At 66.4% G+C, this 23,658-nt stretch carries 24 protein-coding genes; 11 read left to right on the forward strand and 13 right to left on the reverse strand.

Going from position 1 to position 23,658, the window contains the following annotated elements; translation table 11 throughout:
* Nucleotides 1-77: 77 nt before the first annotated feature.
* From T8T21_RS05885 to aat, 9 genes are all read left to right on the forward strand, one after another.
* Nucleotides 78-1,109, forward strand: a complete 1,032-nt coding sequence (locus T8T21_RS05885) for a branched-chain amino acid ABC transporter permease (protein ID WP_322337178.1) — start codon at nt 78-80, stop codon at nt 1,107-1,109.
* Between the two features lie 3 nt (nt 1,110-1,112).
* Nucleotides 1,113-2,321 (forward strand): branched-chain amino acid ABC transporter permease, encoded by a 1,209-nt coding sequence (locus tag T8T21_RS05890; protein ID WP_183475342.1) that lies wholly within the window; start codon nt 1,113-1,115, stop codon nt 2,319-2,321.
* A gap of 10 nt (nt 2,322-2,331) precedes the next feature.
* A complete protein-coding gene (locus tag T8T21_RS05895) occupies nt 2,332-3,090 on the forward strand; it encodes an ABC transporter ATP-binding protein (RefSeq protein WP_183475341.1) in 759 nt (252 codons plus the stop codon).
* Nucleotides 3,091-3,106: 16 nt separating this feature from the next.
* Entirely contained in the window at nt 3,107-3,862 is a 756-nt protein-coding gene (locus tag T8T21_RS05900) for an ABC transporter ATP-binding protein (RefSeq protein ID WP_183475340.1), read from the forward strand.
* A 29-nt stretch (nt 3,863-3,891) separates the two neighbouring features.
* Nucleotides 3,892-5,841: an acetate--CoA ligase gene (gene acs / locus T8T21_RS05905; RefSeq protein ID WP_322337179.1), complete on the forward strand. Its 1,950-nt coding sequence runs from the start codon at nt 3,892-3,894 to the stop codon at nt 5,839-5,841.
* A gap of 110 nt (nt 5,842-5,951) precedes the next feature.
* A complete protein-coding gene (locus tag T8T21_RS05910; protein WP_322337180.1) occupies nt 5,952-6,410 on the forward strand; it encodes a hypothetical protein in 459 nt (152 codons plus the stop codon).
* Between the two features lie 110 nt (nt 6,411-6,520).
* A complete protein-coding gene (gene accB, locus T8T21_RS05915; protein ID WP_322337181.1) occupies nt 6,521-7,018 on the forward strand; it encodes an acetyl-CoA carboxylase biotin carboxyl carrier protein in 498 nt (165 codons plus the stop codon).
* Between the two features lie 5 nt (nt 7,019-7,023).
* Nucleotides 7,024-8,373, forward strand: a complete 1,350-nt coding sequence (gene accC, locus T8T21_RS05920) for an acetyl-CoA carboxylase biotin carboxylase subunit (protein ID WP_183475336.1) — start codon at nt 7,024-7,026, stop codon at nt 8,371-8,373.
* 16 nt (nt 8,374-8,389) lie between these two features.
* Nucleotides 8,390-9,046 (forward strand): leucyl/phenylalanyl-tRNA--protein transferase, encoded by a 657-nt coding sequence (aat, locus tag T8T21_RS05925; protein WP_183475335.1) that lies wholly within the window; start codon nt 8,390-8,392, stop codon nt 9,044-9,046.
* Here the strand turns inward: aat and T8T21_RS05930 are convergent.
* The 9 genes from T8T21_RS05930 to T8T21_RS05970 all read right to left on the reverse strand — a co-directional run bounded on the left by T8T21_RS05930 (nt 9,010) and on the right by T8T21_RS05970 (nt 16,786).
* Complete coding sequence (locus T8T21_RS05930; protein ID WP_407660115.1) at nt 9,010-9,375, reverse strand: DUF2155 domain-containing protein; 366 nt, start codon at nt 9,373-9,375, stop codon at nt 9,010-9,012. The two genes, aat and T8T21_RS05930, sit on opposite strands and share 37 nt — an antisense overlap.
* Complete coding sequence (locus tag T8T21_RS05935) at nt 9,360-9,743, reverse strand: NADH:ubiquinone oxidoreductase subunit NDUFA12 (protein ID WP_183475334.1); 384 nt, start codon at nt 9,741-9,743, stop codon at nt 9,360-9,362. The genes T8T21_RS05930 and T8T21_RS05935 overlap by 16 nt, the downstream gene beginning before the upstream one ends.
* 57 nt (nt 9,744-9,800) lie before the next feature.
* Complete coding sequence (locus T8T21_RS05940; RefSeq protein ID WP_322337182.1) at nt 9,801-10,175, reverse strand: Rid family hydrolase; 375 nt, start codon at nt 10,173-10,175, stop codon at nt 9,801-9,803.
* A gap of 4 nt (nt 10,176-10,179) precedes the next feature.
* The gene (gene clpX, locus T8T21_RS05945; protein WP_183475332.1) at nt 10,180-11,445 is read right to left on the reverse strand and encodes an ATP-dependent Clp protease ATP-binding subunit ClpX; all 1,266 of its coding nucleotides are present in this window, start codon (nt 11,443-11,445) and stop codon (nt 10,180-10,182) included.
* A 146-nt stretch (nt 11,446-11,591) separates the two neighbouring features.
* Entirely contained in the window at nt 11,592-12,233 is a 642-nt protein-coding gene (locus T8T21_RS05950; protein ID WP_183475331.1) for an ATP-dependent Clp protease proteolytic subunit, read from the reverse strand.
* A gap of 357 nt (nt 12,234-12,590) precedes the next feature.
* Entirely contained in the window at nt 12,591-14,270 is a 1,680-nt protein-coding gene (locus T8T21_RS05955) for a phospholipase D-like domain-containing protein (RefSeq protein WP_322337183.1), read from the reverse strand.
* Nucleotides 14,270-16,015 carry a sensor histidine kinase gene (locus T8T21_RS05960; RefSeq protein ID WP_322337184.1) on the reverse strand — a complete coding sequence of 582 codons (1,746 nt, stop codon included), beginning with the start codon at nt 16,013-16,015 and terminating at the stop codon, nt 14,270-14,272. The genes T8T21_RS05955 and T8T21_RS05960 overlap by 1 nt, the downstream gene beginning before the upstream one ends.
* Entirely contained in the window at nt 16,012-16,569 is a 558-nt protein-coding gene (locus tag T8T21_RS05965) for an RNA polymerase sigma factor (RefSeq protein WP_085894851.1), read from the reverse strand. The genes T8T21_RS05960 and T8T21_RS05965 overlap by 4 nt, the downstream gene beginning before the upstream one ends.
* A gap of 1 nt (nt 16,570) precedes the next feature.
* Nucleotides 16,571-16,786, reverse strand: a complete 216-nt coding sequence (locus tag T8T21_RS05970; RefSeq protein ID WP_183475328.1) for a NepR family anti-sigma factor — start codon at nt 16,784-16,786, stop codon at nt 16,571-16,573.
* Nucleotides 16,787-16,903: 117 nt separating this feature from the next.
* Between T8T21_RS05970 and T8T21_RS05975 the strand changes: the two genes are divergently transcribed.
* Nucleotides 16,904-17,716, forward strand: a complete 813-nt coding sequence (locus T8T21_RS05975; protein ID WP_183475327.1) for a response regulator — start codon at nt 16,904-16,906, stop codon at nt 17,714-17,716.
* A 37-nt stretch (nt 17,717-17,753) separates the two neighbouring features.
* On the opposite strand, the gene T8T21_RS05980 is transcribed toward T8T21_RS05975, so the two are convergent.
* The 4 genes from T8T21_RS05980 to T8T21_RS05995 form a co-directional block, all read right to left on the reverse strand.
* Nucleotides 17,754-18,665 carry a YihY/virulence factor BrkB family protein gene (locus tag T8T21_RS05980; RefSeq protein ID WP_322337185.1) on the reverse strand — a complete coding sequence of 304 codons (912 nt, stop codon included), beginning with the start codon at nt 18,663-18,665 and terminating at the stop codon, nt 17,754-17,756.
* A 235-nt stretch (nt 18,666-18,900) separates the two neighbouring features.
* The gene (locus T8T21_RS05985) at nt 18,901-20,280 is read right to left on the reverse strand and encodes an alpha,alpha-trehalose-phosphate synthase (UDP-forming) (RefSeq protein ID WP_322337186.1); all 1,380 of its coding nucleotides are present in this window, start codon (nt 20,278-20,280) and stop codon (nt 18,901-18,903) included.
* Between the two features lie 2 nt (nt 20,281-20,282).
* Nucleotides 20,283-21,065 (reverse strand): trehalose-phosphatase, encoded by a 783-nt coding sequence (gene otsB, locus T8T21_RS05990; protein ID WP_322337187.1) that lies wholly within the window; start codon nt 21,063-21,065, stop codon nt 20,283-20,285.
* Nucleotides 21,066-21,257: 192 nt separating this feature from the next.
* Nucleotides 21,258-22,457, reverse strand: a complete 1,200-nt coding sequence (locus tag T8T21_RS05995) for an ROK family transcriptional regulator (RefSeq protein WP_322337188.1) — start codon at nt 22,455-22,457, stop codon at nt 21,258-21,260.
* Between the two features lie 144 nt (nt 22,458-22,601).
* Between T8T21_RS05995 and T8T21_RS06000 the strand changes: the two genes are divergently transcribed.
* Complete coding sequence (locus T8T21_RS06000; protein ID WP_322337189.1) at nt 22,602-23,624, forward strand: sugar ABC transporter substrate-binding protein; 1,023 nt, start codon at nt 22,602-22,604, stop codon at nt 23,622-23,624.
* Nucleotides 23,625-23,658: the final 34 nt, after the last annotated feature.

The following is a 23,658-nucleotide window of genomic DNA, read 5'->3' on the forward strand; positions in this document are numbered from 1 at the left end:
CGGCCCCTCCCGACGCGCGCCCATGCCGGGCGCGCGATCCGGGGCGGCTTGACCATCCTCACATACGGACGGGGACCATGGACGCCATACTCATCCAGATCCTGAACGGGCTCGACAAGGGATCGGCCTACGCGCTGATCGCGCTGGGCCTTACCCTCATCTTCGGCACGCTGGGCGTGGTGAACTTCGCGCATGGCGCGCTGTTCATGATCGGCGCCTTCTGCGCCGTGACCCTGCAGAAGATCCTGACCATCAGCGTCACCACCATCGACCCCGAGCGCACCGACTTCCTCGGCAACCCGCTGAAGGTCCAGACCCCCTATGTGGAGAACTGGTTCGGTCCCGAGATCGGCGCCGCCATCGTCGACTGGGCGGTGCCTTTGGCGATCGTGCTGGCGATCCCGGTCATGGTGCTGGTCGGCTTCGTGATGGAGCGCGGCCTGATCAAGCACTTCTACAAGCGCCCCCATTCCGACCAGATCCTCGTGACCTTCGGCCTCGCCATCGTGCTGCAGGAGATCATCAAGTATTTCTACGGCGCCAACCCGATCCCGACGCCCGCGCCCAGCGCCTTCCGCGGCAGCCTCGACATCGGCGTCTGGCTGGGCTTCGACCCCTTCACCATCATCTACCCCTACTGGCGGTTGGTCTATTTCTTCTTCGCCGGGACCATCATCACCGGCGTCTTCGCCTTCCTGCAGTTCACCACCTTCGGGATGGTGGTGCGCGCCGGCATGGCCGACCGCGAGACGGTGGGGCTCCTGGGCATCGACATCGACAAGCGGTTCACGCTGATGTTCGGCCTCGCGGCCGCCGTCGCCGGCCTCGCGGGGGTGATGTACACGCCGATCCTCAGCCCGAACTACCACATGGGCATGGACTTCCTGGTGCTGAGTTTCGTGGTCGTCGTGGTCGGCGGCATGGGCTCGCTGCCCGGCGCCGTGCTGGCCGGGTTCCTGCTGGGCATCCTGCAGAGCTTCGCCTCGATGAACGAGGTCAAGTCGCTGCTGCCGGGCATCGACCAGATCATCATCTATCTCGTCGCCATCGTCATTCTGCTGACGCGCCCCCGCGGCCTGATGGGCCGGCGCGGCGTGATGGAGGAATAAGCCATGCTCGGACTTGAGCGCAAAGACACACTCCTGATGTTCGCGGTGGCCTTCATCACCCTGCTCGCCCCGATCATCCTCAACCCCTTCCCGGCCGGGTCGGCGCTGGCGCAGTTCAACGCAGGCTATCCCGACCTGATGCAGCGCTTCGTGATCTTCGGGATCTTCGCGATCGGCTTCAACATCCTGTTCGGCCTCACCGGCTACCTCTCCTTCGGCCACGCCGCGTTCCTCGGAATCGGCTCCTACTCCGCCGTCTGGATGTTCAAGCTGCTGTCGATGAACGTGATCCCGGCAATCCTCTTGTCGATCATCATGGCCGGGCTGTTCGCGCTGGTGATCGGTTTCGTCAGCCTGCGCCGTTCGGGCATCTATTTCTCGATCCTGACGCTGGCCTTCGCGCAGATGAGCTACAACCTCGCCTACTCAGTGCTGACCCCGGTCACCAATGGCGAGACCGGCCTGCAGCTGACGCTCTCGGATCCCCGCATCCTCGACGGCGCTTCGAGCGGCGGGCTGCCCGTCACCTCGCTCTTCGGCGCCGAAATGCGCGACACCACCACGCTCTATGTCGGCCCGTGGACCTGGGATTTCTCGGTCGGCTACTACTTCTGCGCGCTGCTGATGCTCATCGCCTTCTACCTCTCGGTCCGCATCTTCCGCTCGCCCTTCGGCATGATGCTGCGCGCGGTGAAATCCAACCAGCAGCGGATGAACTACACCGGGCTGAACTCGCGGCCCTACACACTCGCGGCCTTCGTGATCTCGGGCATGTATGCCGGCCTCGCCGGTGGGCTGCTGGCGGCGATGGACCCGCTGGCGGGCGCCGACCGGATGCAGTGGACCGCCTCGGGCGAGGTCGTGCTGATGACCATTCTCGGCGGCGCCGGCACGCTGATCGGGCCGGTCCTCGGCGCCGGCTTCATCAAGTATTTCGAGAACATCTTCTCGAAGATCAACGACGGCATCCTGCACCAGTGGTTCGCCTTCATGCCCGACGGGCTGGAGAACTTCATGGTGACGGTCATCCATCCGTTCATCGGCAAGGGCTGGCACCTGACGCTGGGCATCATGTTCATGCTGGTCGTGATCTTCCTACCGGGCGGCCTCGTCGAGGGCGCGCAGCGCACGGGACGCCTGTTCCGCCGCCGCGACCGCAACGCCGACCACGTGGAATCCGACGCCGCGCGCCAGCGCGCCGCCGCGGAATAAGGAGGCCGAGATGGGCATTCTCGAAGTCAAAGGCGTCAACAAGCGCTTCGGCGGCCTTCAAGCGCTGGGCGACGTCAATCTCTCGGTCCGGGAGAACACTGTCCACGCCATCATCGGCCCCAACGGGGCGGGCAAGTCGACGCTGCTCAACTGCCTCGTCGGCAAGCTGATACCGGACTCGGGCTCGGTGATGTTCGACGGGCAGTCGGTGCTCGGGCGCAAGCCGCACGAGATCAACCAGATGGGAATCAGCCGCGTGTTCCAGACGCCGGAGATCTTTGCCGATCTCAGCGTTCTGGAGAACGTGATGATCCCCTGCTTCGCCCGGCGCGACGGGGCGTTCCGGCTGCATGCCTACGAGACGGTGCGCAAGGAGGCGGACATCCGCGAACAGGCCGAGGCGATGCTCGCGGACGTCAACATGCTCGACAAGCGCAACATGATCGCCTCGAGCCTGTCGCGCGGCGACAAGCGTCGGCTTGAGATGGCGATGTGCCTGGTGCAGTCGCCCAAGCTGCTGCTGCTCGACGAGCCGACGGCCGGCATGGCGCGGGCCGACACCAACAACACCATCGACCTGCTCAAGGAGATCAAGGCCAAGCGCGACATCACCATGTGCATCATCGAGCACGACATGCATGTGGTGTTCTCGCTGGCCGAGCGGATCACCGTTCTGGCCCAAGGTACGCCGCTGGTCGAGGAGACGCCCGAGAACATCAAGGGCCACCCAAAGGTGCGCGAAGCCTATCTGGGCGAGGCGCAGGTCTGAACGCGGGAGAACGCAGATGAACGAGACAGCGACATTCGACCGCGACCGCAACAGCGCCGCGACCCACCCCAAGTTTCTCTCCGTCTGGGACATCCAGGCCTATTACGGCGAGAGCTACATCGTGCAGGGGGTCAGCTTCGACATCCACGAGGGCGAGATCCTGGCGCTGCTGGGCCGCAACGGCGCAGGCAAGACCTCGACGCTCCGGACCATCGCCCGGCTCGACAACCCGGCACTCCGGCACGGCGAGATCTGGCTCGACCACAAGCCGCTGCACAAGATGAAGGCGCATGAGGCGGCATCCAACGGCATCGCGCTGGTGCCCGAGGATCGCCGCATCATCCCCGGCCTCACGGTCGAGGAGAACCTGCAACTGGCGCAGATCGCGCCCCCCGTAGGTTGGTCCCTGGAGCGGATCTATGGGCTGTTCCCCCGGCTGAAGGAGCGCCGCAAGCAGGAGGGCGTCACGCTGTCGGGCGGCGAGCAGCAGATGCTGGCCATCGCTCGGGCGCTGGCGCGCGACATCAAGGTTCTGCTGCTCGACGAACCCTACGAAGGTCTCGCTCCCGTGATCGTGCAGGAAATTGCTAAGACGCTGAACATCATCCGCGATCAGGGGATCACCACGATCATCGTGGAGCAGAACGCGGTCGCCGCGCTCAAGCTCGCCGACCGGGCCGTGATCCTTGACACCGGCTCGGTGGTCTATGACGGATCGGCACAGGAGGTGCTCGAGGACGAGGCATTGCGGCAGCGCTACCTCGCGATCTGAGCACGAGGGAGAGAATGAAGGATCAGCTCATGACACCGCAGCTTCACGAGCCGAATGAGGAGGTGCGCGCCCGCGCCCATATCGATCGCGCCGGCTATGACCGGCTCTATGCCCAATCGGTGAACGACCCGGACGCGTTCTGGGGCGAGCAGGGCAAGCGTCTCGACTGGATCAAGCCCTTTTCCAAGGTCAAGAACACCGACTTCACGCTGGGCCGGGTCGCGATCAACTGGTTCGAGGATGGCACGCTCAACGTCGCGCAGAACTGCATCGACCGGCATCTCGCCACGCGCGGCGATCAGACCGCGATCATCTGGGAGCCGGACGACCCGCAGGCCGAGGCGCAGCACATCAGCTACCGGCAGCTGCACGCGCAGGTCTGCAAGTTCGCCAACGTGCTCAAGAAGATGGGTGTGACGAAAGGCGACCGCGTCGTCATCTACATGCCGATGATCCTCGAGGCCGCCTACGCGATGCTCGCCAGCGCGCGGATCGGCGCGATCCATTCGGTGGTCTTCGCGGGCTTCTCGCCCGATGCGCTCTCGGCCCGCGTCACCGGCTGCGACGCCAAGGTGGTGATCACCGCCGACGAGGCGCCGCGCGGCGGCCGCAACACCCCGCTCAAGACCAATGCCGACAAGGCCTTCGAAAAATGCCCCGAAGGCACGAAGATGCTCGTCGTCAAGCGCACCGGCGGCGCGGTCGAGATGGTCGAGGGCCGCGACCACTGGCTGCATGAGATGGAGGATGGCGTCTTCGAAGACTGCCCGGCCGAGGAGATGGGCGCGGAGGACCCGCTCTTCATCCTCTACACCTCCGGCTCGACCGGTCAGCCGAAGGGCGTGGTGCACACCACCGGCGGCTACCTGACCTATGCCGCGCTGACGCATCAGTACGTCTTCGACTACCATGACGGCGACGTCTATTGGTGCACGGCAGATGTCGGCTGGGTGACCGGGCACAGCTACATCGTCTATGGCCCGCTGGCCAATGGCGCGACCACGCTGATGTTCGAAGGTGTCCCGACCTATCCCGATGCCTCGCGCTTCTGGAAGGTCTGCGAAAAGCACAAGGTGAACCAGTTCTACACTGCGCCCACCGCGATCCGCGCCCTGATGGGCAAGGGCGAGCAATGGGCCGAGGGCTGCGATCTGTCGTCGCTCAAGGTGCTGGGCACGGTGGGCGAGCCGATCAACCCCGAGGCCTGGGAGTGGTACGACCGGGTCATCGGCAAGGGCCGCGTGCCGATCGTCGACACCTGGTGGCAGACCGAGACCGGCGGTCACATGATCACCTCCCTGCCGGGCGCGATCGCGACCAAGCCCGGCTCGGCCACCCTGCCCTTCTTCGGCGTGCAGCCGGTCGTGCTCGACCCGCAATCGGGTGCGGTGATCGAGGAGACCGAAGCCGAGGGCGTGCTCGCCATCGCCGACAGCTGGCCGGGGCAGATGCGCACCATCTGGGGCGATCACGATCGCTTCGAGCAGACCTACTTCTCGCAGTACAAGGGCTACTACTTCTCGGGCGACGGCTGCCGCCGCGACGCCGACGGCTACTACTGGATCACCGGGCGCGTCGACGACGTGATCAACGTTTCCGGCCACCGCATGGGCACCGCCGAGGTCGAGAGCGCGCTGGTGGCGCACAAGGCGGTCTCCGAGGCCGCGGTGGTCGGCTACCCGCACGAGGTGAAGGGCCAAGGCATCTATGCCTATGTCACGCTGATGGAAGGGGTCGAGGCCACCGACGAGTTGCGCAAGGAGCTGCGTCAGTGGGTGCGCCAGGAGATCGGCCCGATCGCTAGCCCCGACCTGATCCAGTGGGCCCCCGGCCTGCCCAAGACCCGCTCGGGCAAGATCATGCGCCGCATCCTGCGCAAGATCGCAGAGAACGACTACGGCAGCCTCGGCGACACCTCGACCCTGGCCGAGCCACAGGTGGTCGAAGATCTCATCGCCAACCGCATGAATCGCGGCTGAAAGAGGCGCCGGGGGCCTGTTCGACAGCCCCCCGCCGCCTGCCTTACGTTTCGTCAAGAGATTGCCTTCATGCTCGGCCATGGTGGGGGCTCCTGATTCGGGAGCTTTTGATGGATTCGTTTAGACCGATTTCCCCGTATTCGGCCCCGGTATTCGCGGTCGGCCAACCCGAGCGGACCGGCGAGGTCTCTGCCGCGCGTCCGCGTCGCGACGTGCCGCCCGTCACCCGGGCGGCAACGCCCGCGCCCATCGCCCCGCGACCGCCGGATCAGAGCAGCATCGGGCTGGTGCAGGCAGGCCTGATGGCCGGAGGCTCCCCCGCGCAGGATTACTCGCCCGAGCGGGCGCTCAAACCCTGGGGCGTGGCCATCCTGCCCGATGCCGAAAGCGCGGAGGCCCGCCGGGAGGCGGAGGCGGCGCGCCTTGCCGATGCCGAAGCTACAGCAGAGCGAACCGCGCCGGACGACGGCGCCGCGCTTCCGGAAGTGCCACCCGCCCCCGTGGCGGCGGACCGGGAGCCGCCTGCGGCGGTGCCGGCCGATCCCCGGACGCCCCCCGCGCCCAGCTGACGCAGGGGCTGGCCTGGCATAGGTCGCGGCTGCTTTCCTCGCCCAGCGAACCGGCGTATAAGCCCCCGGAACTGCAGCCCGGACGGGCGTGATACGAGGGGCCCAGAGCTATGAGCGACAAGACCAGCCACGACAGCGATGTCAGCTTCATCCGCGCGCTGGCGGAACTGCTGAACCAGAACGACCTGACCGAACTTCAGGTGAAGCGCGACTACGGCGAGAATGACAGCCTGAACGTCCGCGTCAGCCGCGCCCGCGAAGTGGTCCAGCAGGTCGCCATGCCGCAGCAGAGCCATCCCGCGCCGATGGCTGCCGCGGCCCCCAGCCCGGCTGCCGCCCCCGCTGCCGCGGCCAACGAAGACCCCGCGAGCCATCCGGGTGCCGTCACCTCGCCGATGGTCGGCACCGCCTATCTGCAGGCCGAGCCCGGCTCGCCCGCCTTCGTCACCCCCGGCGCCCAGGTCAAGGAAGGCGACACGGTCCTCATCATCGAGGCGATGAAGACCATGAACCAGATTCCCGCCCCGCGCTCCGGCACGGTCAAGCGCATCCTCGTCGAGGACGGCAGCCCCGTCGAGTTCGGCGCGCCGCTGATGATCATCGAGTGAGCCCCATGTTCGACAAGATCCTCATCGCCAACCGCGGCGAGATCGCCCTGCGCGTCGTGCGCGCGGCCCGCGAGATGGGCATCAAGTCCGTCGCCGTCCATTCCACAGCCGATTCGGACGCCATGCATGTCCGCATGGCCGACGAGGCGATCTGCATCGGCCCGCCGCCTTCGTCGCAATCCTACCTTTCCTTCCCGGCCATCCTCTCGGCCTGCGAGATTACAGGCGCCCAGGCGATTCACCCGGGCTACGGCTTCCTTTCCGAGAACGCCGCCTTCGTGCAGGCGGTCGAGGATCACGGCCTGACCTTCATCGGCCCCAAGGCCGAGCACATCCGCGTCATGGGCGACAAGATCACCGCCAAGGACACGATGAAGGCGCTGGGCGTGCCCTGCGTGCCGGGCTCGGATGGCGGCGTGCCGTCCGTCGAGGCGGCCCGGAAGGTCGGCGCCGAGATCGGCTACCCGGTGATCATCAAGGCCACCGCCGGCGGCGGCGGTCGCGGCATGAAGGTCGCGAAGTCCGAGGCCGAGATCGAGCGCGCCTTCCAGACCGCGCGCTCCGAGGCCAAGGCCGCCTTCGGCAATGACGAGGTCTATATCGAGAAGTACCTCACCACGCCGCGCCACATCGAGATCCAGGTCTTCGGGGATGGCAAGGGTGGTGCGGTGCATCTGGGCGAGCGCGACTGCTCGCTGCAGCGCCGTCACCAGAAGGTGCTCGAAGAGGCCCCCGGCCCCTGCATCACACCCGAGCTGCGCGATCGGATCGGCAAGGTCTGCGCCGACGCCGTGGCCAAGATCAACTATGCCGGCGCCGGCACGATCGAGTTCCTGTTCGAGAATGACGAGTTCTACTTCATCGAGATGAACACCCGCCTGCAGGTGGAGCATCCGGTGACCGAGGCGATCTTCGGCGTCGACCTGGTGCGCGAGCAGATCCGCGTCGCCTCCGGCCTGCCGATGTCCTTCGTGCAGGAGGATCTGCAGATCCGCGGCCACGCGATCGAAGTCCGGATCAATGCCGAGAAGCTGCCGAACTTCGCGCCCTGCCCGGGCCGGATCACGCAGTACCACGCGCCGGGCGGTCTTGGCGTGCGGATGGACAGCGCGCTCTATGACGGCTACCGGATTCCGCCCTATTACGACAGCCTGATCGCCAAGCTGATCGTGCATGGCCAGGATCGGGCCGAGGCGCTGGCGCGGCTCAACCGGGCGCTGGGCGAGCTGATCGTGGACGGCGTGGACACCACCGTGCCGCTGCATCACGCGCTTCTGGGTGAGCCCGACATCCTCTCGGGCGACTACAACATCCACTGGCTCGAGCACTGGCTCGAGCAGACCCTGCAGGGATAAGGCGGGGCCGCGCAGCATGTCCTCGCGGCCCGACGACTCCCGGCTGACGCCCGAGCTGCTACTGCATGGCTATGCGCAGGGCGTCTTCCCGATGGCCGAGAGCCGGAACGACCCGGAGATCTTCTGGGTCGATCCGCGGCTGCGGGGTGTGCTGCCGCTCGACCGGCTGCGCATCTCGCGTAGCCTCGCTCGGCGGATGCGCCGCGGCGGGTTCGAGGTCGCGGTGAACCGCGACTTCGAAGCGGTGCTAGCGGGATGCGCCGACCGCACGGAGACCTGGATCAACGACGAAATCGCCGAACTCTACATGTCACTCCACAATCTGGGTTTCGCCCACAGCGTGGAGATCCGCCAGCAGGGGCAGCTCGTGGGCGGCATCTACGGCGTGACGCTCGGGGCGGCCTTCTTCGGAGAGAGCATGTTCTCGCGCGCCACCGACGCGTCGAAGCTTGCCATGGTCTGGCTGGTCGATCGGCTCAGGCTCGGCGGGTTCAGGCTGTTCGACGCGCAGTTCCTGACGCCGCATCTCGCGAGCCTCGGCTTTGTCGAGCTGTCGCGGGCGGAGTACCGGGCCGAGCTGCAGACCGCGCTCGAATCACAGGCAAGCTTCCTTGCGCCCGGGCCTCCGGCCCCGGCTCAGGACGTCTTGCAGCGCAACGCCCAGACGTCGTAGCGCGGGTGGTCCATGGCGTTGAGCGCCGGGGCCGAGGCGATCATCCATCCTTGGAAGACCGGCGTCTCTACCGAGCGGTAACGCACCTCCAGACGCTCATATGCGTCGCCTGAGGGGTTGTCGGCCGGGTAGCGGCATTCGTCGAGCACGATCGACAGATGGCCCACGGTGCCGCTCTCGCCCGCGGCGAGGTCGAGATCGGTGACGATGCCGGTAATCTTGTCGAGCACGCGCACCACGCCGCCCGGCGCCTGCGTGGCCTCCTGCGCGGCGGCAGGAGCCGCCAGCGCGATCGCCAGCGCGGCGAGGCGGATCATTCGGGCTGCCACGCGTCGTAATCCTTCATCTCGGCCGGGGCGGCGCGACGGATCGAGCCTTTGGGCGCATAGGCCATGGCCGTGCCGGTCAGGTTCTCCTGGTGCGGCTTCTCCCAGGGGCGATGCACGAGCGGCCGCTCGCTCGGCGGCTGGTCCCAGATCCGGTGCAGCCAGCCATGCCAGTCGGGATCGATGCGGGTCGCCTCGATCTCGCCGTTGAAGATCACCCAACGCTTCGAGTCGTCGGCGTTGCGGTAATAGACGTTGCCCTGCGCGTCCTCGCCCACCTTCGTGCCGTTGCGCCAGGTGAAGAGCTGCGTGCCGAAGCTCTGCCCGTGCCACCAGGTGAAGAAGCGCTTGAGGGTGCTGCCGAAGCTCATGATCCGTCTCCTGTCCTGCGGCCCGTCATGCCGCAAACGCGCGGCGAGGTCCAGCATCTAGAGGGCCCGCGCGGTGACCTCGATCTCGATCCGCATGGCGGGCTCCATCAGCCCGCATTCGATCATCGTCGCGGCTGGCGGCGCCGCGCCCCAAGCGGCGCGCAGCAGCGGCCAGCAGGCCGGAAACTCGCCGCGGTCGGGGAGCATGTAGGTGACGCGCACCACCCGGTCCATGCCCGATCCGGCGGCCTTCAGCGCCCGTGCCACGTTGTCCAACGCGTTGCGGCACTGGGCCTCGATCCCCTCAGGCAGCTTCATCGTGGCGTAGTCGTAGCCGGTGGTGCCCGAAACGAAGACCCATCCATCGCAAAGGACGGACCGGCTGTAGCCGATCCGTCCCTCGAATTCCGATCCGGAGGTGAAGCGCTCCATGGCCTCAGCCGGCGGAAGCGGTTTCCTTCTTGGCGCCATCAGCATGGATCATCAGCGGCTTGCCGTCGCCCACTGCCTCCTCGTTGACCACCACCTCGGTGACGCTCGCCAGGCTGGGCAGTTCGAACATGGTGTCGAGCAGGATGCCCTCCATGATCGAGCGCAGGCCACGCGCGCCGGTCTTGCGCTCGATCGCCTTGCGGGCAATCGCCTTGAGCGCGTCCTCGGTAAAGGTCAGCTTGGTGTCTTCGATCTCGAAGAGCCGCTGGTACTGCTTCACGAGCGCGTTCTTGGGCTCGGTCAGGATGGTGACCAGCGCGTCCTCGTCGAGGTCGGTCAGCGTGGCAATCACCGGCAGACGGCCGACGAATTCCGGGATCAGGCCGAACTTGAGCAGGTCCTCGGGCTCCAGATCGCCGAAGATCTCGCCGATGCCGCGATCATCGCTGGAGCGGACATCAGCGCCGAAGCCCATGGCCGAGCCCTTGCCGCGCTGCGCGATGATCTTGTCGAGACCGGCGAAGGCGCCGCCGCAGATGAACAGGATGTTGGTGGTGTCGACCTGCAGGAACTCCTGCTGCGGATGCTTGCGCCCGCCCTGCGGCGGCACGGAGGCGACGGTGCCTTCCATGATCTTCAGCAGCGCCTGCTGCACGCCCTCGCCCGAGACGTCGCGGGTGATCGAGGGGTTGTCGGACTTGCGGGTGATCTTGTCGACCTCGTCGATATAGACGATGCCGCGCTGCGCCCGCTCGACGTTGTACTCCGAAGCCTGCAGCAGCTTGAGGATGATGTTCTCGACATCCTCGCCGACATAGCCGGCTTCGGTCAGCGTGGTTGCGTCGGCCATGGTGAAGGGCACGTCGAGGATCCGTGCCAGCGTCTGCGCCAGCAGCGTCTTGCCGCAACCGGTCGGACCGATCAGCATGATGTTGGATTTCGACAGCTCGATGTCCGAGGACTTGGCCGCGTGGTTGAGCCGCTTGTAGTGGTTATGGACCGCGACCGAGAGCACGCGCTTGGCATGCAGCTGGCCGATCACGTAATCGTCGAGCACGTCGCAGATCTCGCGCGGGGTCGGCACCCCTTCGGAGGATTTCAGGCCAGAGCCCTTGGTCTCCTCGCGAATGATGTCCATGCACAGCTCGACGCATTCGTCGCAGATGAACACGGTCGGCCCCGCGATGAGCTTGCGCACCTCGTGCTGGCTCTTGCCGCAAAAGCTGCAGTAGAGCGTGTTCTTGCTGTCGCCGCCGGACGTGCTTGCCATATCGAACCCCCGGGCCATCGGCCCTGCTTATCTCTCTCGGACTGCCCTTCTCCAAACGATAGGGCAGCCATTTCGCGGCCACAACGCCAAAATCCCGGTGCAGGGAGAGCGATCACCCCGGATTGACGGGGTGACCGCGCGTCGCATCAACCGGCGGTGTTGGGCGTCTTGTCGTCGCCCTGATCGCGGTTGGTCAGGATCTCGTCGATCAGGCCCCAGTCACGCGCCTCTTCGGGCGACATGAAGTTGTCGCGCTCGAGCGCGGCCTCGACCTTCTCGAGCGGCTGGCCGGTGTGCTTGACGTAGATCTCGTTCAGCCGGTTCTTCAGCTTCTGGGTCTCTGCGGCGTGGATCATGATGTCCGTCGCCTGGCCCTGATAGCCACCCGAGGGCTGGTGCACCATGACGCGCGAGTTGGGCAGCGAGAAGCGCATGCCCTTCTCGCCGGCGGTGAGCAGCAACGAGCCCATCGAGGCCGCCTGGCCGATCACCAGCGTCGAGACCTTGGGCCGGATGTACTGCATGGTGTCGTAGATCGACAGGCCGGAGGTGACGACACCGCCGGGGCTGTTGATGTACATCGAGATCTCTTTCTTCGGGTTCTCGGCCTCGAGGTGCAGAAGCTGCGCGACGATGAGCTGGCTCATGCCGTCATGCACCGGGCCGTTGACGAAGATCACGCGCTCCTTCAGCAGGCGCGAGAAGATGTCATAGGCGCGCTCGCCGCGGCTAGTCTGCTCGACCACCATCGGGACGAGGTTCATGTAGGTCTCAACGGGATCGTGCATCTGCTCTGCCTTTTCGGGAACGCTTGCGTCTCGTGCGGATCTTGTCCTCACAGAGTCTTAGTTGTCCGCTTGGGGGGTTTCAACTGCACCTGGCGCGGCGCGGCGGTTCGGACCGCCGCGCCGCCGGCAGCGCCGGGCGGGGCGACGGCCCGGTGACCGTCCGGCAGCGAAACGGCCATGGTCCGCCCCTGCATGCTCAGTCGTCTCCGCCAGTCAGCACGAAGATCAGGAACGCAACCACCACCAGACCCGCAAGGGCGGCCACCATCGCAGCGATGGTCATGGCGTCCTCTCGGTCAAGTCGTGTGTCGCCCAACGCGGCCTACGCTGTGAGGTTCCGCCGCGACGCGGCGCCGGTCAGACCATCGCCTCTGGCACGCCCGGCAGGTTGCGGCCCAGACGCCAAGCGGGGCGGAGCGGATAGGGCAGCAGCTTGTGCTGGCGCAGCTCGGGCACGCGGGCGCGGTCGGCCTCGACGATGCCGCGCCAACGCGCCACCAGCTCAGGCCCGGTTTCGCCCGGTGCAGGAGGCGCATCCTCGCCCAGCCAATGCCGCATGCAGGCATCGCGCAGTTGCAGTGCCGAGCCGCCGTCGAGCCGCACCCCGGCCTCGGTATCCCAATGCATTGAGCGCCCGTTGAGATTGGCCGACGAGACGATCGCGTCGCGGCCATCCGCGACCGTCACCTTGGCGTGGACGTAGATGATCGGCGCCCGCCAGATCCGCGCCCGTGGCCCCTGATCCTTGGCATCGGCGCGGCGGGGCACGGCCGGCGAGACGATCAGCGCCCGATTGCCGAAGGCGCGGCGGATTTTGCGGATGCAACGCGCCTGCAGATAGTCGCCGTAGCGCGCGTCGACACGGGCCTTGGAAAAGGCCGCGTCCTCGGGCGCCGCCGGCAGGACCATGACGAGACCGAGACCGGGATTCGCCCGCGCCGCTCGCGCGAGATCGCGCGCAAGGTCACGGTCGCGCATGAATTGGGTCTCGATGTAGATCAGGTCGCGCGCCTTCGAGAACAAGTCGCGATGCGCCTCGAACAGCTCGCCCACCTTGCGCTTTGGCGACATACGCAGAATGGCGGGACGGCGATGGGCCGAGATCGTGCGCAGGATGCGTCCGGTGGGCTGCGGCTGCGCTCCGCAATTGATCGCGAGATAACTGTCGAGATGGCGGTGCGCATCGGCCACGACCGCGTCGCCGCCCATCAACAGCTGGACGTCGTGCCAGGTCTCCTGTGCGGGTCGGTCGTGACGCAGCGTGTCGTAGCGCCGGTCGTCGAGGTCGAGCCCGCCGATGTAGAGCCACTTGTCGTCGAACACCGCGAATTTCTGGTGATGGGTGGCGAGATACAGCTCCGGGATCGGCCAGAGCCGAGCCACCAGCTTGCCGCCACGTTCGGTAAGGTGCTTTCCGAGGCCGGGGCGCAGGCTGAGCATCTCCTCGCGCTCTTCACGCGGCATCCCATTCAGCCGCCGCGCGGTCAGGCGCAGCTCGCTCCAGGTCTTGTACCACATCAGCACCCGAGGCACCGCGCCGACGCGGGCGGGATGCATCGCCGCGCGTACGGTCAGCCGCTCCGGATGGCCCGAAGCCTCGCCCGCCGCGATCAGCCCGCGCATCGCGTCCCAGGTCATGGCGTGCATCGCGTTGACGGCGATCGGATCGAAATCGGTGATGGCGATCTCGACCTTCAACCCCTCGCGGAGCTTGTGCGCGATCAGGTCGAACCAGATATCGCCGATCTTGCGGGCCGAGACGCTGTGCAGCTGGGTGAAGGGATCGAATACCCGAAACGACATGCGGACACGGTCGCGGGCCTCGAGAAAGCAGCGCTCTAACACCGGGTAGGCTTGCTCGGCAGTGATCAGCGGCATCGGCGTCTCGGCATCCGCCGGCAAGACGGGGTCGGGCAGTACTGCCCGGCCCCAACGCTCATGCGCGGGATTATTCTCGGCGTAGTCGGTGTCGGTCAGCGGCGTGCCGCGTCGCTCGCGCAACGGGAACACGTCGCCTTCATCCGGGTCTCCGGCCATCAGTAATCCTGCGGGTCGTATTGCATCTCGCGTACCGCGAAACGCGTAGTGAGACGGTAGACACCCGCTTCGTGGCGGGTCTCGCTCGGGCCGCCGAGCTGCGCGGCGAAGGCCTGGATCAGGTTCATGCCGAGCCCCTGCCCCCGCGGCCCGGCGGAGGCTGCGTCGCGCGCTGCTGCGGAGTTCGCGATCTCGAGACAGGCCATGCCGTTCTCCTCCCTCCGCAACGCCACCGAAATCCAGACCGCGCCCTCGGCATCGGGTGCGGCATTGGCCAACGCGTTGGCCAAGGCCTCGGATGTCAGCAACGAGAGGGGAACGGCCTGATCCGGCAACAGTTCCAAATCCTCAAGGTCGAGCTTGACCGCGAGGTCGGCCCGCGTGCCTGCCCCGCCCGATTGCTGCGCCACGATCTCGCGCAGCAGCCGGGCCGCGTTCACCCGGCCCACATCCTCGCTTTCATATAGCGTGCGGTGGATCGTCGCCAGCCCGAGCACCCGGTCCTGCAGCCGGCTGAGGATCTCGCGCGTGGTGGCGTCACGGGTCCGCCGCATCTGCATCGACATGATCGAAGAGATGAGCTGCAAGTTGTTCTTGACCCGGTGATGCACCTCCTTGAGCAGGATGCCCCGCTCGCGCAGCTGATCCTCGAGCCGGGCCTCGTCCTGCAGGATGTTGCCGGCCATCTGCACGAACTCGCCCTCGATCTCCCGCAGCTCGCGCGACATGTCGCTGGGGCTGCCGCGCGGCGGCAATTGCCGGTTGGCGCCGAAACGGCGCATCGAGCGGCCCAGCCGGCTTACATGGCGGATCACCAGACGATGAATGGCATAATAGGCGACCAGCAGGCTCGCCGCCCACATCAGCACCGGGAACAGGCTCGGCAGCAGCGGCGAGGCGAAGCCTTCGGAGGCGGGCCAGACGCCCAACGCAAAGACTGCGCCGGTGACCAGCGGCGTCACCGCATAGACGAGACGCTCGCCCGAAGGCGAGCGCGCGGCGGTCACGGTGGCGCGCAGACCGGTCTTGCTGGCGAGGTCGAACCCCTCCGGCAGAAGGGTTTCGAGCGGGCGGTCAGGGTTTTGGATGGTCAGGATCTCGCCCAGCTCGTTGTAGGTCACGAGCTGCATCGGCTGCCGTTCGGCCTGCAGCGCGGTGACCGGAGAGGCGATGCGCCGCTGGGGGATCGCCAGCTGGACATAGCCCACCAGCGCGCCGTCCTCGACGATCGGGCTCGCGACGTTGATCACCGGCTCTTCGGCGATCTCGGGGCGCTGGCTCAGGGTGACGATCGCATTGGGGGCGATGTCCATCTGCTCCCAGATGCGCGTGCCGCGCATGTCGAGCGAGTCCGCCCGCGAGGAACAGCGCATGATCCCGTCGGGATCGACGAGGCCGATCATCGCGTAGAGCTTGCGGCCCTCGATATAGCGATTGAGATAGGCCGAGCAGCTCGCGGGATCGTCGAGTTCGTCGATCACCACGCCCAGCGCCTCGGCCACGCCGAAGGCGCGCTCGATGGTCTGTTCCACCGGCGCGCCGGCCTGCGCGGTCAGCGCAAGCAAAGACAGTTCGGACCGCCGCAGCGTCTCGCGCTGGAACTCGGCGGTCTGGTAGATCGCGATCAGGCCGATCGGCATCAATGCGATGGTCAGGAAAGCGACCACCCGCAGCACCAATCCGTGCGCGCTGAACCAGCCGCCGGCCCGCGCCGCCCGGTCCCGCTCGCCAATGCTTTGCGTCACAAGTGCGGCCCACCATGGGCTGCCAGCACCGCCATCGTCGCCTCGTCGGTCATCCCGAGCCCGTCTTCGTCCTCGAGCTCGAGCAGCTCTGCGAGGCGCACCCTTGCCCGGTTGGCGCGGCTCTTGATCGTGCCGATCGCCACGCCGCACATGCCCGCCGCCTCTTCATAGGAGAAGCCCGATGCGCCGACCAAGGCCAGCGCTTCGCGCTGTTCGTCGGGCAGCTGGGCAAAGGCCCGCAGAAAGTCGTTCATCTGCAGCCGGCCATCATGCGCGGGCTTTTCCGCCAGCGACGCGGTGAACACGCCGTCGACATCGGCCACTTCGCGCTGCGCCTTGCGGCGTCCCGAGTAGAAGGTGTTGCGCAAGATGGTGAACAGCCAAGCACGCAGATTGGTCCCCGGCTTGAACTTATCAAAGTTCGTCCAGGCCTTGACCACCGTATCCTGCACGAGGTCGTCGGCCTGGGCGCCGTTGCGCGTCAACGACAGCGCAAAGGCTCGCATGGCCGGGAGGTGCCCGACCAGTTCATCTCTCGGATCTTGATGGCTCATTCTAGCCCCTGCCCACCTTGCCTGCATGCGCGGTTTCCCGGTCCGGCGACGGCTGGTCGGCCTCGGACGATGCGGCTTCCGCACCCTCACCAGCTTTCAGTCTCGCCAACAGATCGGTGAACCGGTCCGGCAAGGCCTCGTCGGTGAGCTGCTGGAACGCGCGCTTGAGGTGGGCGTCGATATCGCCACGCGCGCTTCCCTGGTCCCTTTGTGTCATTCCCGCTTATACCCTCGTCATTATCGGCAGCCTCGCTTAGCATGGCCGCATCATGGAACCACAATGCCGATGGGCACGTTCGGTTCCAGAAAAAATGAATTTGGGGACTCTCAGCCGATGACGACAACCACCACCGCACCCGACCTCGCCACGGTGATCGGGCACGAGCTGCCCTACCTGCGCCGCTATGCCCGCGCGCTGACAGGGAGCCAGAATAGCGGTGACACCTATGCCGCGGCGACGCTCGAGGCGATCCTCGAGGATCGCTCGGTCTTCGACACGGACGCCTCTCCGCGCACCGCGCTGTTCCGGGTGTTCCATACCATCTGGATCAGCTCCGGTGCACCCGTCTCGGGTGACGAAAGCGGCCTCGCCGCCGCAGCTCAGGCGCATCTCGCCAAGCTGACCCCGAACACCCGCGAGGCGCTGCTGCTCCACACGATCGAGGATTTCTCCAGCGAAGAGATCGCCGAGATCATGCAGATCGACATCGACGAGGTCGAGCATCTCGTGAAGATCGCCCGGCAGGAGATGGAAGACAGCATCTCGGGCCGGATCCTGGTCATCGAGGACGAGGCGATCATCGCCATGGACCTGCAGTCGATCGTCTCCGACATGGGTCACGCCATCACCGGCGTCGCGCGGACCCGCGACGACGCGGTCAAGCTCGCCCAACAGGAGAAGCCCGACCTCGTACTGGCCGACATTCAGCTGGCCGACAACTCCTCGGGCATCGACGCGGTGCGCGACATCCTCGAGGCGCATGGCAACTTGCCGGTGATCTTCATCACCGCCTTCCCCGAGCGACTGCTGACGGGCGAGCGCCCCGAGCCGGCCTTCCTGATCTCCAAGCCCTATGGCGAAGAGCAGGTGCGTTCGGCGGTCAGCCAGGCGATGTTCTTCTCCTCGACCGGTCCGCTGCACGGCTGAGGACAGATCACGGCCCGGCGATCGCGCCGGGCCGTATTCACCCAATCCGGATCGGCCGATGTTCGATCGGAGAGGGCTGCGGCCGAGAAGGCGTCTCGGCACGTAGTACGCGCGCCCAGACCACGTTGACGGCGGCGCCCAGCAGCACCAGCCAAGCCGAGATATAGAGCCACATCAGCAGCGCCACCACGGCGCCGATCGAGCCGTAGACCTCGTTGTATTTGCCGAAATGCGACAGGTAGTAGGAAAACCCGGCCGAGGCGGCGAGCCAGAACAGGATCACGAGGAAGGCGCCCGGCGTGATCCAGCGACCGCGCATGCCGCGCGTGTTCGGCCCGAAGCGGTATATCACCCCGAGCCCGGCCAGCACCACCCCGAAGGCCGCGATCCAGCGCACCGCCTCGAGCGCCCAGCCGACCCGCAGGCCGAGGGGCAGCACCGCCAGCAGGATCGGCGCGATCACCACCACCAGCATGGCTAGGACGGCGATCGCGATCAGCGACACGGTCAGCAACAGCGCCACCAGGATCTGTCGCACCCCATTGCGGTTGGGACGGCCATAGATCTGGTTCAGCCCAAGGATCAACGAGGCCACACCGTTGCGGGCCGAGAACAACGCCACTAGCGTCGAAAGGATCGTCGCGAAGCCCAGTGTCTCCGGCCGCGTCGCCAGCATCAGGTTGAGCTGGTCGCGCAACAGGCCATAGGCCTCGACGGGAATGATTTCGTGCATCAGTTCGAGCTGCGCTTCGATGACCGTGGGGTCGGCCAGAAGGCCGAATACCGCGATCAGCGCCGCGATCGCGGGGAAGATGGCAAAGATCGAATAGAAGGCGACACCCGCCGCGATCAGCCCTAGCTGCACGTCGCCGGCCAGTGTCCACAACCCGCCCAGTAGCTTCGTGAACCGGCGAAAGGTCAGGCGCGTCCGGGCCGAAAGGATGGGCATGCAGGCTCCGCTCTATCCGAGCGGAATTTCGCTCACGGCGAAGATGGCATGGCAGCCGGAAGTTGTGAAGTGTGCGGGGAAAATGGGGTGGCCGGCGGTCGCTGCTCCCCGAGGGAATGATCAGAAGCAGCGGCCGCCGGCCTTGGGGAATGAGAGAGGCGAGGGAACGGCGCCTCTTCTTCCATCCAACCCGTCTCGCCGTCCAAGGTTCCCGAAAAAATGTGCCGCTTGAAAATCAGCGCGGCGCCTTCTCTTCCCTCTCCAAGAGCGCCGACAGATAGGTGCGCGTCCACCAGCCGATATCGGTGGCGCGGATGGTCTGCATCAGGCTCAGATGACGTGCCTGACGCTCGTGCAGTGGCATCGAGAGCGCCTGCTCGATCGCGCGGGCGGTCTCGCCCGGATCATAGGGGTTCACCATCAGCGCTGCCTCCATCTGCTCCGCCGCTCCGGCGAAATGGGACAGGATCAGCACACCGGGATCGGATCCATCCTGCGCGGCGACGAATTCCTTGGCGACGAGGTTCATCCCGTCGGCCAGCGGCGTCACCAAGCAGGCGTCGGCGCGTCGATAGAGCCCCGCCAAGATGTCGCGCTGGATGTTGCGGCGGATGTAACGGATCGGGGTCCAGTCGAGCTCGGCCATCTCGCCGTTGACGCGGCCGGTGATGGTCTCGAGTTCCTGGCGGATTTCCTTGTATGCCTCGACATCTTCGCGCGAGGGCGGCGCGATCTGCAACAGGGTGGCGCGGATCTTGGGATCGGGGCGGTTCGACAAGTATTCGCCGAAGGCCGCAAAGCGCTGCGGCAAACCCTTGGAATAATCGAGCCGGTCGACACCGAGCACGAGCCGTTCGCCGGGAGACAAGCGCAGATGTTCGCCGGAATCCGCGTGCTCCTCGGCGGCGCGCACGAAGGCATCGACATCGATGCCAATCGGAAAGCTCGCGATCTCGAAGCTGCGGTCGCCATATTTCATCTTGCCGCGCAGCAGCAGTTCGGCGCCGTTGTCGCGCAGGAAATCGAGCGCGTTGGACACGTCGCGCCGGGTCTGCAGGCCGATCAGGTCGAAGGCCGAAAGCCAGCCCGGCATCAGCTTGCGTTCCGACAAGGCGGGCATGTCGGAGGGGTTGGGGAACGGGATATGCAGGAAAAATCCGATCCGGTTGGCGACGCCGCGTTTGCGAAGCGCCTCGGCCAACGGCAGGAAATGGTAGTCGTGCACCCATATCGCATCGCCCGGCTGCACCACTTCGGCGATCAGCCCCGCCACGCGGTCGTTGACCTCGCGGTAGATGCGCGCCTGATCGGGGTCGACGGCCAAGAGGTCGGTACGGTGGTGGAACAGCGGCCAGAGCGTGGAGTTCGCATAGCCTAGGTAGAAGCCCGCATGTTCCTCTTCGGTGAGGTCGAAGCTGTAGCGTGCATAGGGAGTCTCGGCGATCCGGGTCAGGCCCTTCTGCGCCTCGTCAGACGCGACCCGTTTGCCGGAATTGCCGATCCAGACCCCGCCGCGCTCCTTGAGCGCGTCGTGCAAGGCCACGACGAGGCCGCCTGACGGGGCCTCTTCGGTGGGAATACGGTTGGAAACGACGATGAGGCGTCCGTCAGCCATGCTCAGGCCTCGACCCAACGCCGCAACGTCCTCCGCGCCGCTTGCGGATCCCCCAGCCGGCAACCGGCAGCGGTTTCGCCTTCGCCGACCTTGACGGCAATGCCGCCCTGCTCAGCCACCCAATGCAGCGCCGGCTCGTCGGTCACGTCGTCACCGAAGAAGATCGGCATGGTGCCCTTGAACTTCTCGCTCTCCATCAGGCGCTTCATCGACACGTCCTTGCCGATGCCCTGCGGGCGAAGCTCATAGGCCATCTTGGAATGGTGCAGGTCGAAGCCCTCATGGGTTTCCGACAGGGCCCGCAGGAAGGCATAGGCCTGCGAGGCGAGATCCTCGTTCTGGCGGAAATGCAGCACGACGCCGGTGGGCTTCTGTTCGCAGATCAGCCCCGGATGGGTCGCCGCGAAGGCGGTGGTCATTTCGCCCAGTCGCTTGACGGTCTCGGGGTTGGCCAACTCGTGGTTGCAGATCTCACCCTCGATCCGCTCCTGCGCGCCGTGGCCGCCGATGATCGGGCCGTCGAAGCCTTGCAGATACTGCGTCACGTCCTCGATCGCGCGGCCGGTGATGATCACCACCCTGCCCTCGGTCCGCTCGGAGAGGGAGCGAAGCAGGTCGCCCAGACCGGGATCGACCTCAATCGCATCGGGCCGCGGCGCCAGATCGACCAGCGTGCCGTCGAAGTCGAGAAACAATGTCGAGCGGTCGAGCTTCGGCTCCGGCACGCCATCGGCGGTGTGCTCGCTCTGGTGTTCACCGTGAAAGCCGATCATCTCGTAGTACATTCCCTGTCTCCAATTTACGGGCCCTCAAGGGCCTGGCATGCGTCCCGCGGGCGCGGGGCATGGCTTGCCGGCACAACCATTGCACGCCTAGGCAGGTTCCCGCGCGGTGCCGATCCATGGCCTGCCGTCGCGGCAGGCACCCTTCTGTTTGTCTGCCAAGTTGCGTCGCTTGACAAGCGCGACCCGCCGACCTCAGCCGGGTGTGAACCCCGAATGGGTGTTGAGCAGGAATTGCGCGACGATCGGTGCGCAGGCGGCGCCGAGCGCACGTGCGTTGCCCCCGACCGCACCAGCCTCGATCTCCGGCACGATCAGCCCGCGCAGGTCGACCCGGCCCAGCGCGGCGCGCACCCGCCCCACGAGGGCCGCGCGCACGGTTTCGGGAAAGCCGCCGTCGATCAGCACCGCCTCGAAATCGATCACCGCGCAAACCGTCGCAGCCGCGCGCGCGAGTTCCTCTGCGACCTCGTCGAGCCAAGGCTCGAGCACCTCCTCCATGCCCGACCAATCCTGTGGCAGCGCCCAGAGCTGGGCCGGATCGTGTCCTGCGGCGACGAGCCGCCGCTCGAGCAGATGCAGCGACGCGGTATCGATGAGCTGCGCCGGGCGGCCATGCGCGTCGCGGGTCGGCAGGGACCCCATCGCCCCCGCATTGCCATGCGGCCCCTCGAGCACGGTATGGTTGAGCACTACCCCGCCACCGATGAAGGAGCCGATGAAAAGATAGGCGTAATCGCGAAACTCGCGCCCCCGGCCGAAGATGTGCTCGGCGCGGCAGGCGGCGGTGGCATCGTTCTCGACCCAGACTGGCAGCGGCGAGAAGCGCGCGATCTCCGCCTGGAAGTCGAACTCGCGCCAGCCGTCGAGCGCGGCGGGCGGTGCGCCGATGGTTTCGGGCCAGATCCACAATTCATGCGGACGCGCCACGCCAATGCCGGCGATCCGGTCGCGGAGCCTCGGCCGCAGCCGCCCTGCCAGCTCGGCCACCCCATGTTCAAGGAAGCCCAGCACGCGGACCGGATCGGGATAGCCATAAGTGTCCTGCAGCCCGCCCCGCACCTGTCCGTGCAGATCGACGAGCAGCAGGTCGGCACTGCGTCGACCGATCTTGAGGCCGATCGAAAACGCCCCGTCCGGGTCGAGCCCCACGGGCACGCGCGGCTTGCCGACGCGACCGCGTTGCGGCGCACCGCGCGTGATCACCCCGTCCTCGTCGAGACGGCGCAGGATCACCGACACGGTCTGCGGCGACAGGCCCGAATGCCGGGCGAGATCGCTGCCGGGCATGGGGCCATGTCGCTGCATCAGGCTGAGCAGCAGCCTTTCGTTGTGGTCGCGCAACCCGCGCTGGTTCGCGCCGCCCGCAAGGCTGCGCACTTCGGATTTGTCCATCCGATCTCCTCCCCTGCCGATCATGGGAGCCGTTCGATTAATAAATCAACTTAATTTATTTATTGACCGGTCTCGGGTAACGAGACTAACGTTTGGTCAACCCCGGCGTTGAGGAGCGCCGGAGGTCATCTGGGAGGATACACCATGAAACGATTTCTCGCGGGAACCGCGCTCGCCCTCATTTCGGCCGGCGCTGCGCAGGCCGAAAGCCACATGCAGGATGTCTCGGCCTGCCTGATCACCAAGACCGACACCAACCCGTTCTTCGTGAAGATGCGCGAGGGCGCGCAGCAGGCCGCCGACGAACTCGGCATCACCCTGAACAGCTATGCCGGCAACATCGACGGCGACCACGAGACCCAGGTCGACGCGATCGAGACCTGCATCGCCAACGGCGCCTCGGGCATCCTGATCACCGCCTCCGACACTTCGGCCATCGTCTCGGCGGTGCAGCAGGCGCGCGACGCCGGTCTTTTGGTGATCGCGCTCGACACGCCGCTCGACCCGATCGACGCCGCCGACGCGACCTTCGCCACCGACAACTTCCTCGCGGGCGAACTGATCGGCAAATGGGCCGCCGCCAAGCTCGGCGAAGAGGCCGCCAACGCCAAGATCGCGATGCTCGATCTCGGCGTCAGCCAGCCTTCGGTCGACGTGCTGCGCGACCAGGGCTTCCTGACCGGCTTCGGCATCGACACCAAGGATCCGAACAAGTGGGGCGACGAGGACGACCCGCGCATCGTCGGCAACGACGTGACGGCCGGCAACGAGGAAGGCGGTCGCACGGCGATGGAGAACCTTCTCGCCAAGGACCCCGAGATCAACGTCGTCTACGCCATCAACGAGCCCGCCGCCGCCGGTGCCTACGAGGCGCTCAAGGCGATCGGCCGCGAGAACGACGTGCTGATCGTCTCGGTCGATGGCGGCTGCCCCGGCGTGCAGAACGTGGCCGACGGCATCATCGGCGCCACCTCGCAGCAATACCCGCTGGAGATGGCCCGGCTCGGCGTCGAGGCGATCGCGCAATACGCCGAGGATGGCACCCTGCCCGAGAACACCGAGGGCAAGGACTTCTACGACACCGGCGTGAAGCTGGTGACCGACGAGCCTGTCGATGGCGTCGAGTCGATCTCGGTCGAGGAAGGCCAGGAGCTCTGCTGGGGCTGAGGCCCTGTCACACAAATGATTTGTCCTGAGCCTC

The organism is Limimaricola variabilis (genome assembly GCF_034371605.1).
Classification (GTDB): Bacteria; Pseudomonadota; Alphaproteobacteria; order Rhodobacterales; family Rhodobacteraceae; genus Limimaricola; species Limimaricola variabilis.

Bases quoted from the DNA above. Each gene is read 5' to 3' on its own strand.
- T8T21_RS05910 (WP_322337180.1), top strand. From the start codon at position 5,952: ATGGATTCGTTTAGACCGATTTCCCCGTATTCGGCCCCGGTATTCGCG.
- T8T21_RS05890 (WP_183475342.1), top strand. From the start codon at position 1,113: ATGCTCGGACTTGAGCGCAAAGACACACTCCTGATGTTCGCGGTGGCC.
- T8T21_RS05965 (WP_085894851.1), bottom strand. From the start codon at position 16,569: ATGAGCCATCAAGATCCGAGAGATGAACTGGTCGGGCACCTCCCGGCC.
- T8T21_RS05950 (WP_183475331.1), bottom strand. From the start codon at position 12,233: ATGCACGATCCCGTTGAGACCTACATGAACCTCGTCCCGATGGTGGTC.
- accC (WP_183475336.1), top strand. From the start codon at position 7,024: ATGTTCGACAAGATCCTCATCGCCAACCGCGGCGAGATCGCCCTGCGC.
- T8T21_RS05955 (WP_322337183.1), bottom strand. From the start codon at position 14,270: ATGGCCGGAGACCCGGATGAAGGCGACGTGTTCCCGTTGCGCGAGCGA.
- T8T21_RS05985 (WP_322337186.1), bottom strand. From the start codon at position 20,280: ATGGCTGACGGACGCCTCATCGTCGTTTCCAACCGTATTCCCACCGAA.
- accB (WP_322337181.1), top strand. From the start codon at position 6,521: ATGAGCGACAAGACCAGCCACGACAGCGATGTCAGCTTCATCCGCGCG.
- T8T21_RS05940 (WP_322337182.1), bottom strand. From the start codon at position 10,175: ATGGAGCGCTTCACCTCCGGATCGGAATTCGAGGGACGGATCGGCTAC.
- aat (WP_183475335.1), top strand. From the start codon at position 8,390: ATGTCCTCGCGGCCCGACGACTCCCGGCTGACGCCCGAGCTGCTACTG.
- T8T21_RS06000 (WP_322337189.1), top strand. From the start codon at position 22,602: ATGAAACGATTTCTCGCGGGAACCGCGCTCGCCCTCATTTCGGCCGGC.
- T8T21_RS05895 (WP_183475341.1), top strand. From the start codon at position 2,332: ATGGGCATTCTCGAAGTCAAAGGCGTCAACAAGCGCTTCGGCGGCCTT.
- T8T21_RS05995 (WP_322337188.1), bottom strand. From the start codon at position 22,457: ATGGACAAATCCGAAGTGCGCAGCCTTGCGGGCGGCGCGAACCAGCGC.
- clpX (WP_183475332.1), bottom strand. From the start codon at position 11,445: ATGGCAAGCACGTCCGGCGGCGACAGCAAGAACACGCTCTACTGCAGC.
- T8T21_RS05970 (WP_183475328.1), bottom strand. From the start codon at position 16,786: ATGACACAAAGGGACCAGGGAAGCGCGCGTGGCGATATCGACGCCCAC.
- T8T21_RS05980 (WP_322337185.1), bottom strand. From the start codon at position 18,665: ATGCCCATCCTTTCGGCCCGGACGCGCCTGACCTTTCGCCGGTTCACG.
- T8T21_RS05935 (WP_183475334.1), bottom strand. From the start codon at position 9,743: ATGAGCTTCGGCAGCACCCTCAAGCGCTTCTTCACCTGGTGGCACGGG.
- T8T21_RS05975 (WP_183475327.1), top strand. From the start codon at position 16,904: ATGACGACAACCACCACCGCACCCGACCTCGCCACGGTGATCGGGCAC.
- acs (WP_322337179.1), top strand. From the start codon at position 3,892: ATGACACCGCAGCTTCACGAGCCGAATGAGGAGGTGCGCGCCCGCGCC.
- T8T21_RS05900 (WP_183475340.1), top strand. From the start codon at position 3,107: ATGAACGAGACAGCGACATTCGACCGCGACCGCAACAGCGCCGCGACC.
- otsB (WP_322337187.1), bottom strand. From the start codon at position 21,065: ATGTACTACGAGATGATCGGCTTTCACGGTGAACACCAGAGCGAGCAC.
- T8T21_RS05885 (WP_322337178.1), top strand. From the start codon at position 78: ATGGACGCCATACTCATCCAGATCCTGAACGGGCTCGACAAGGGATCG.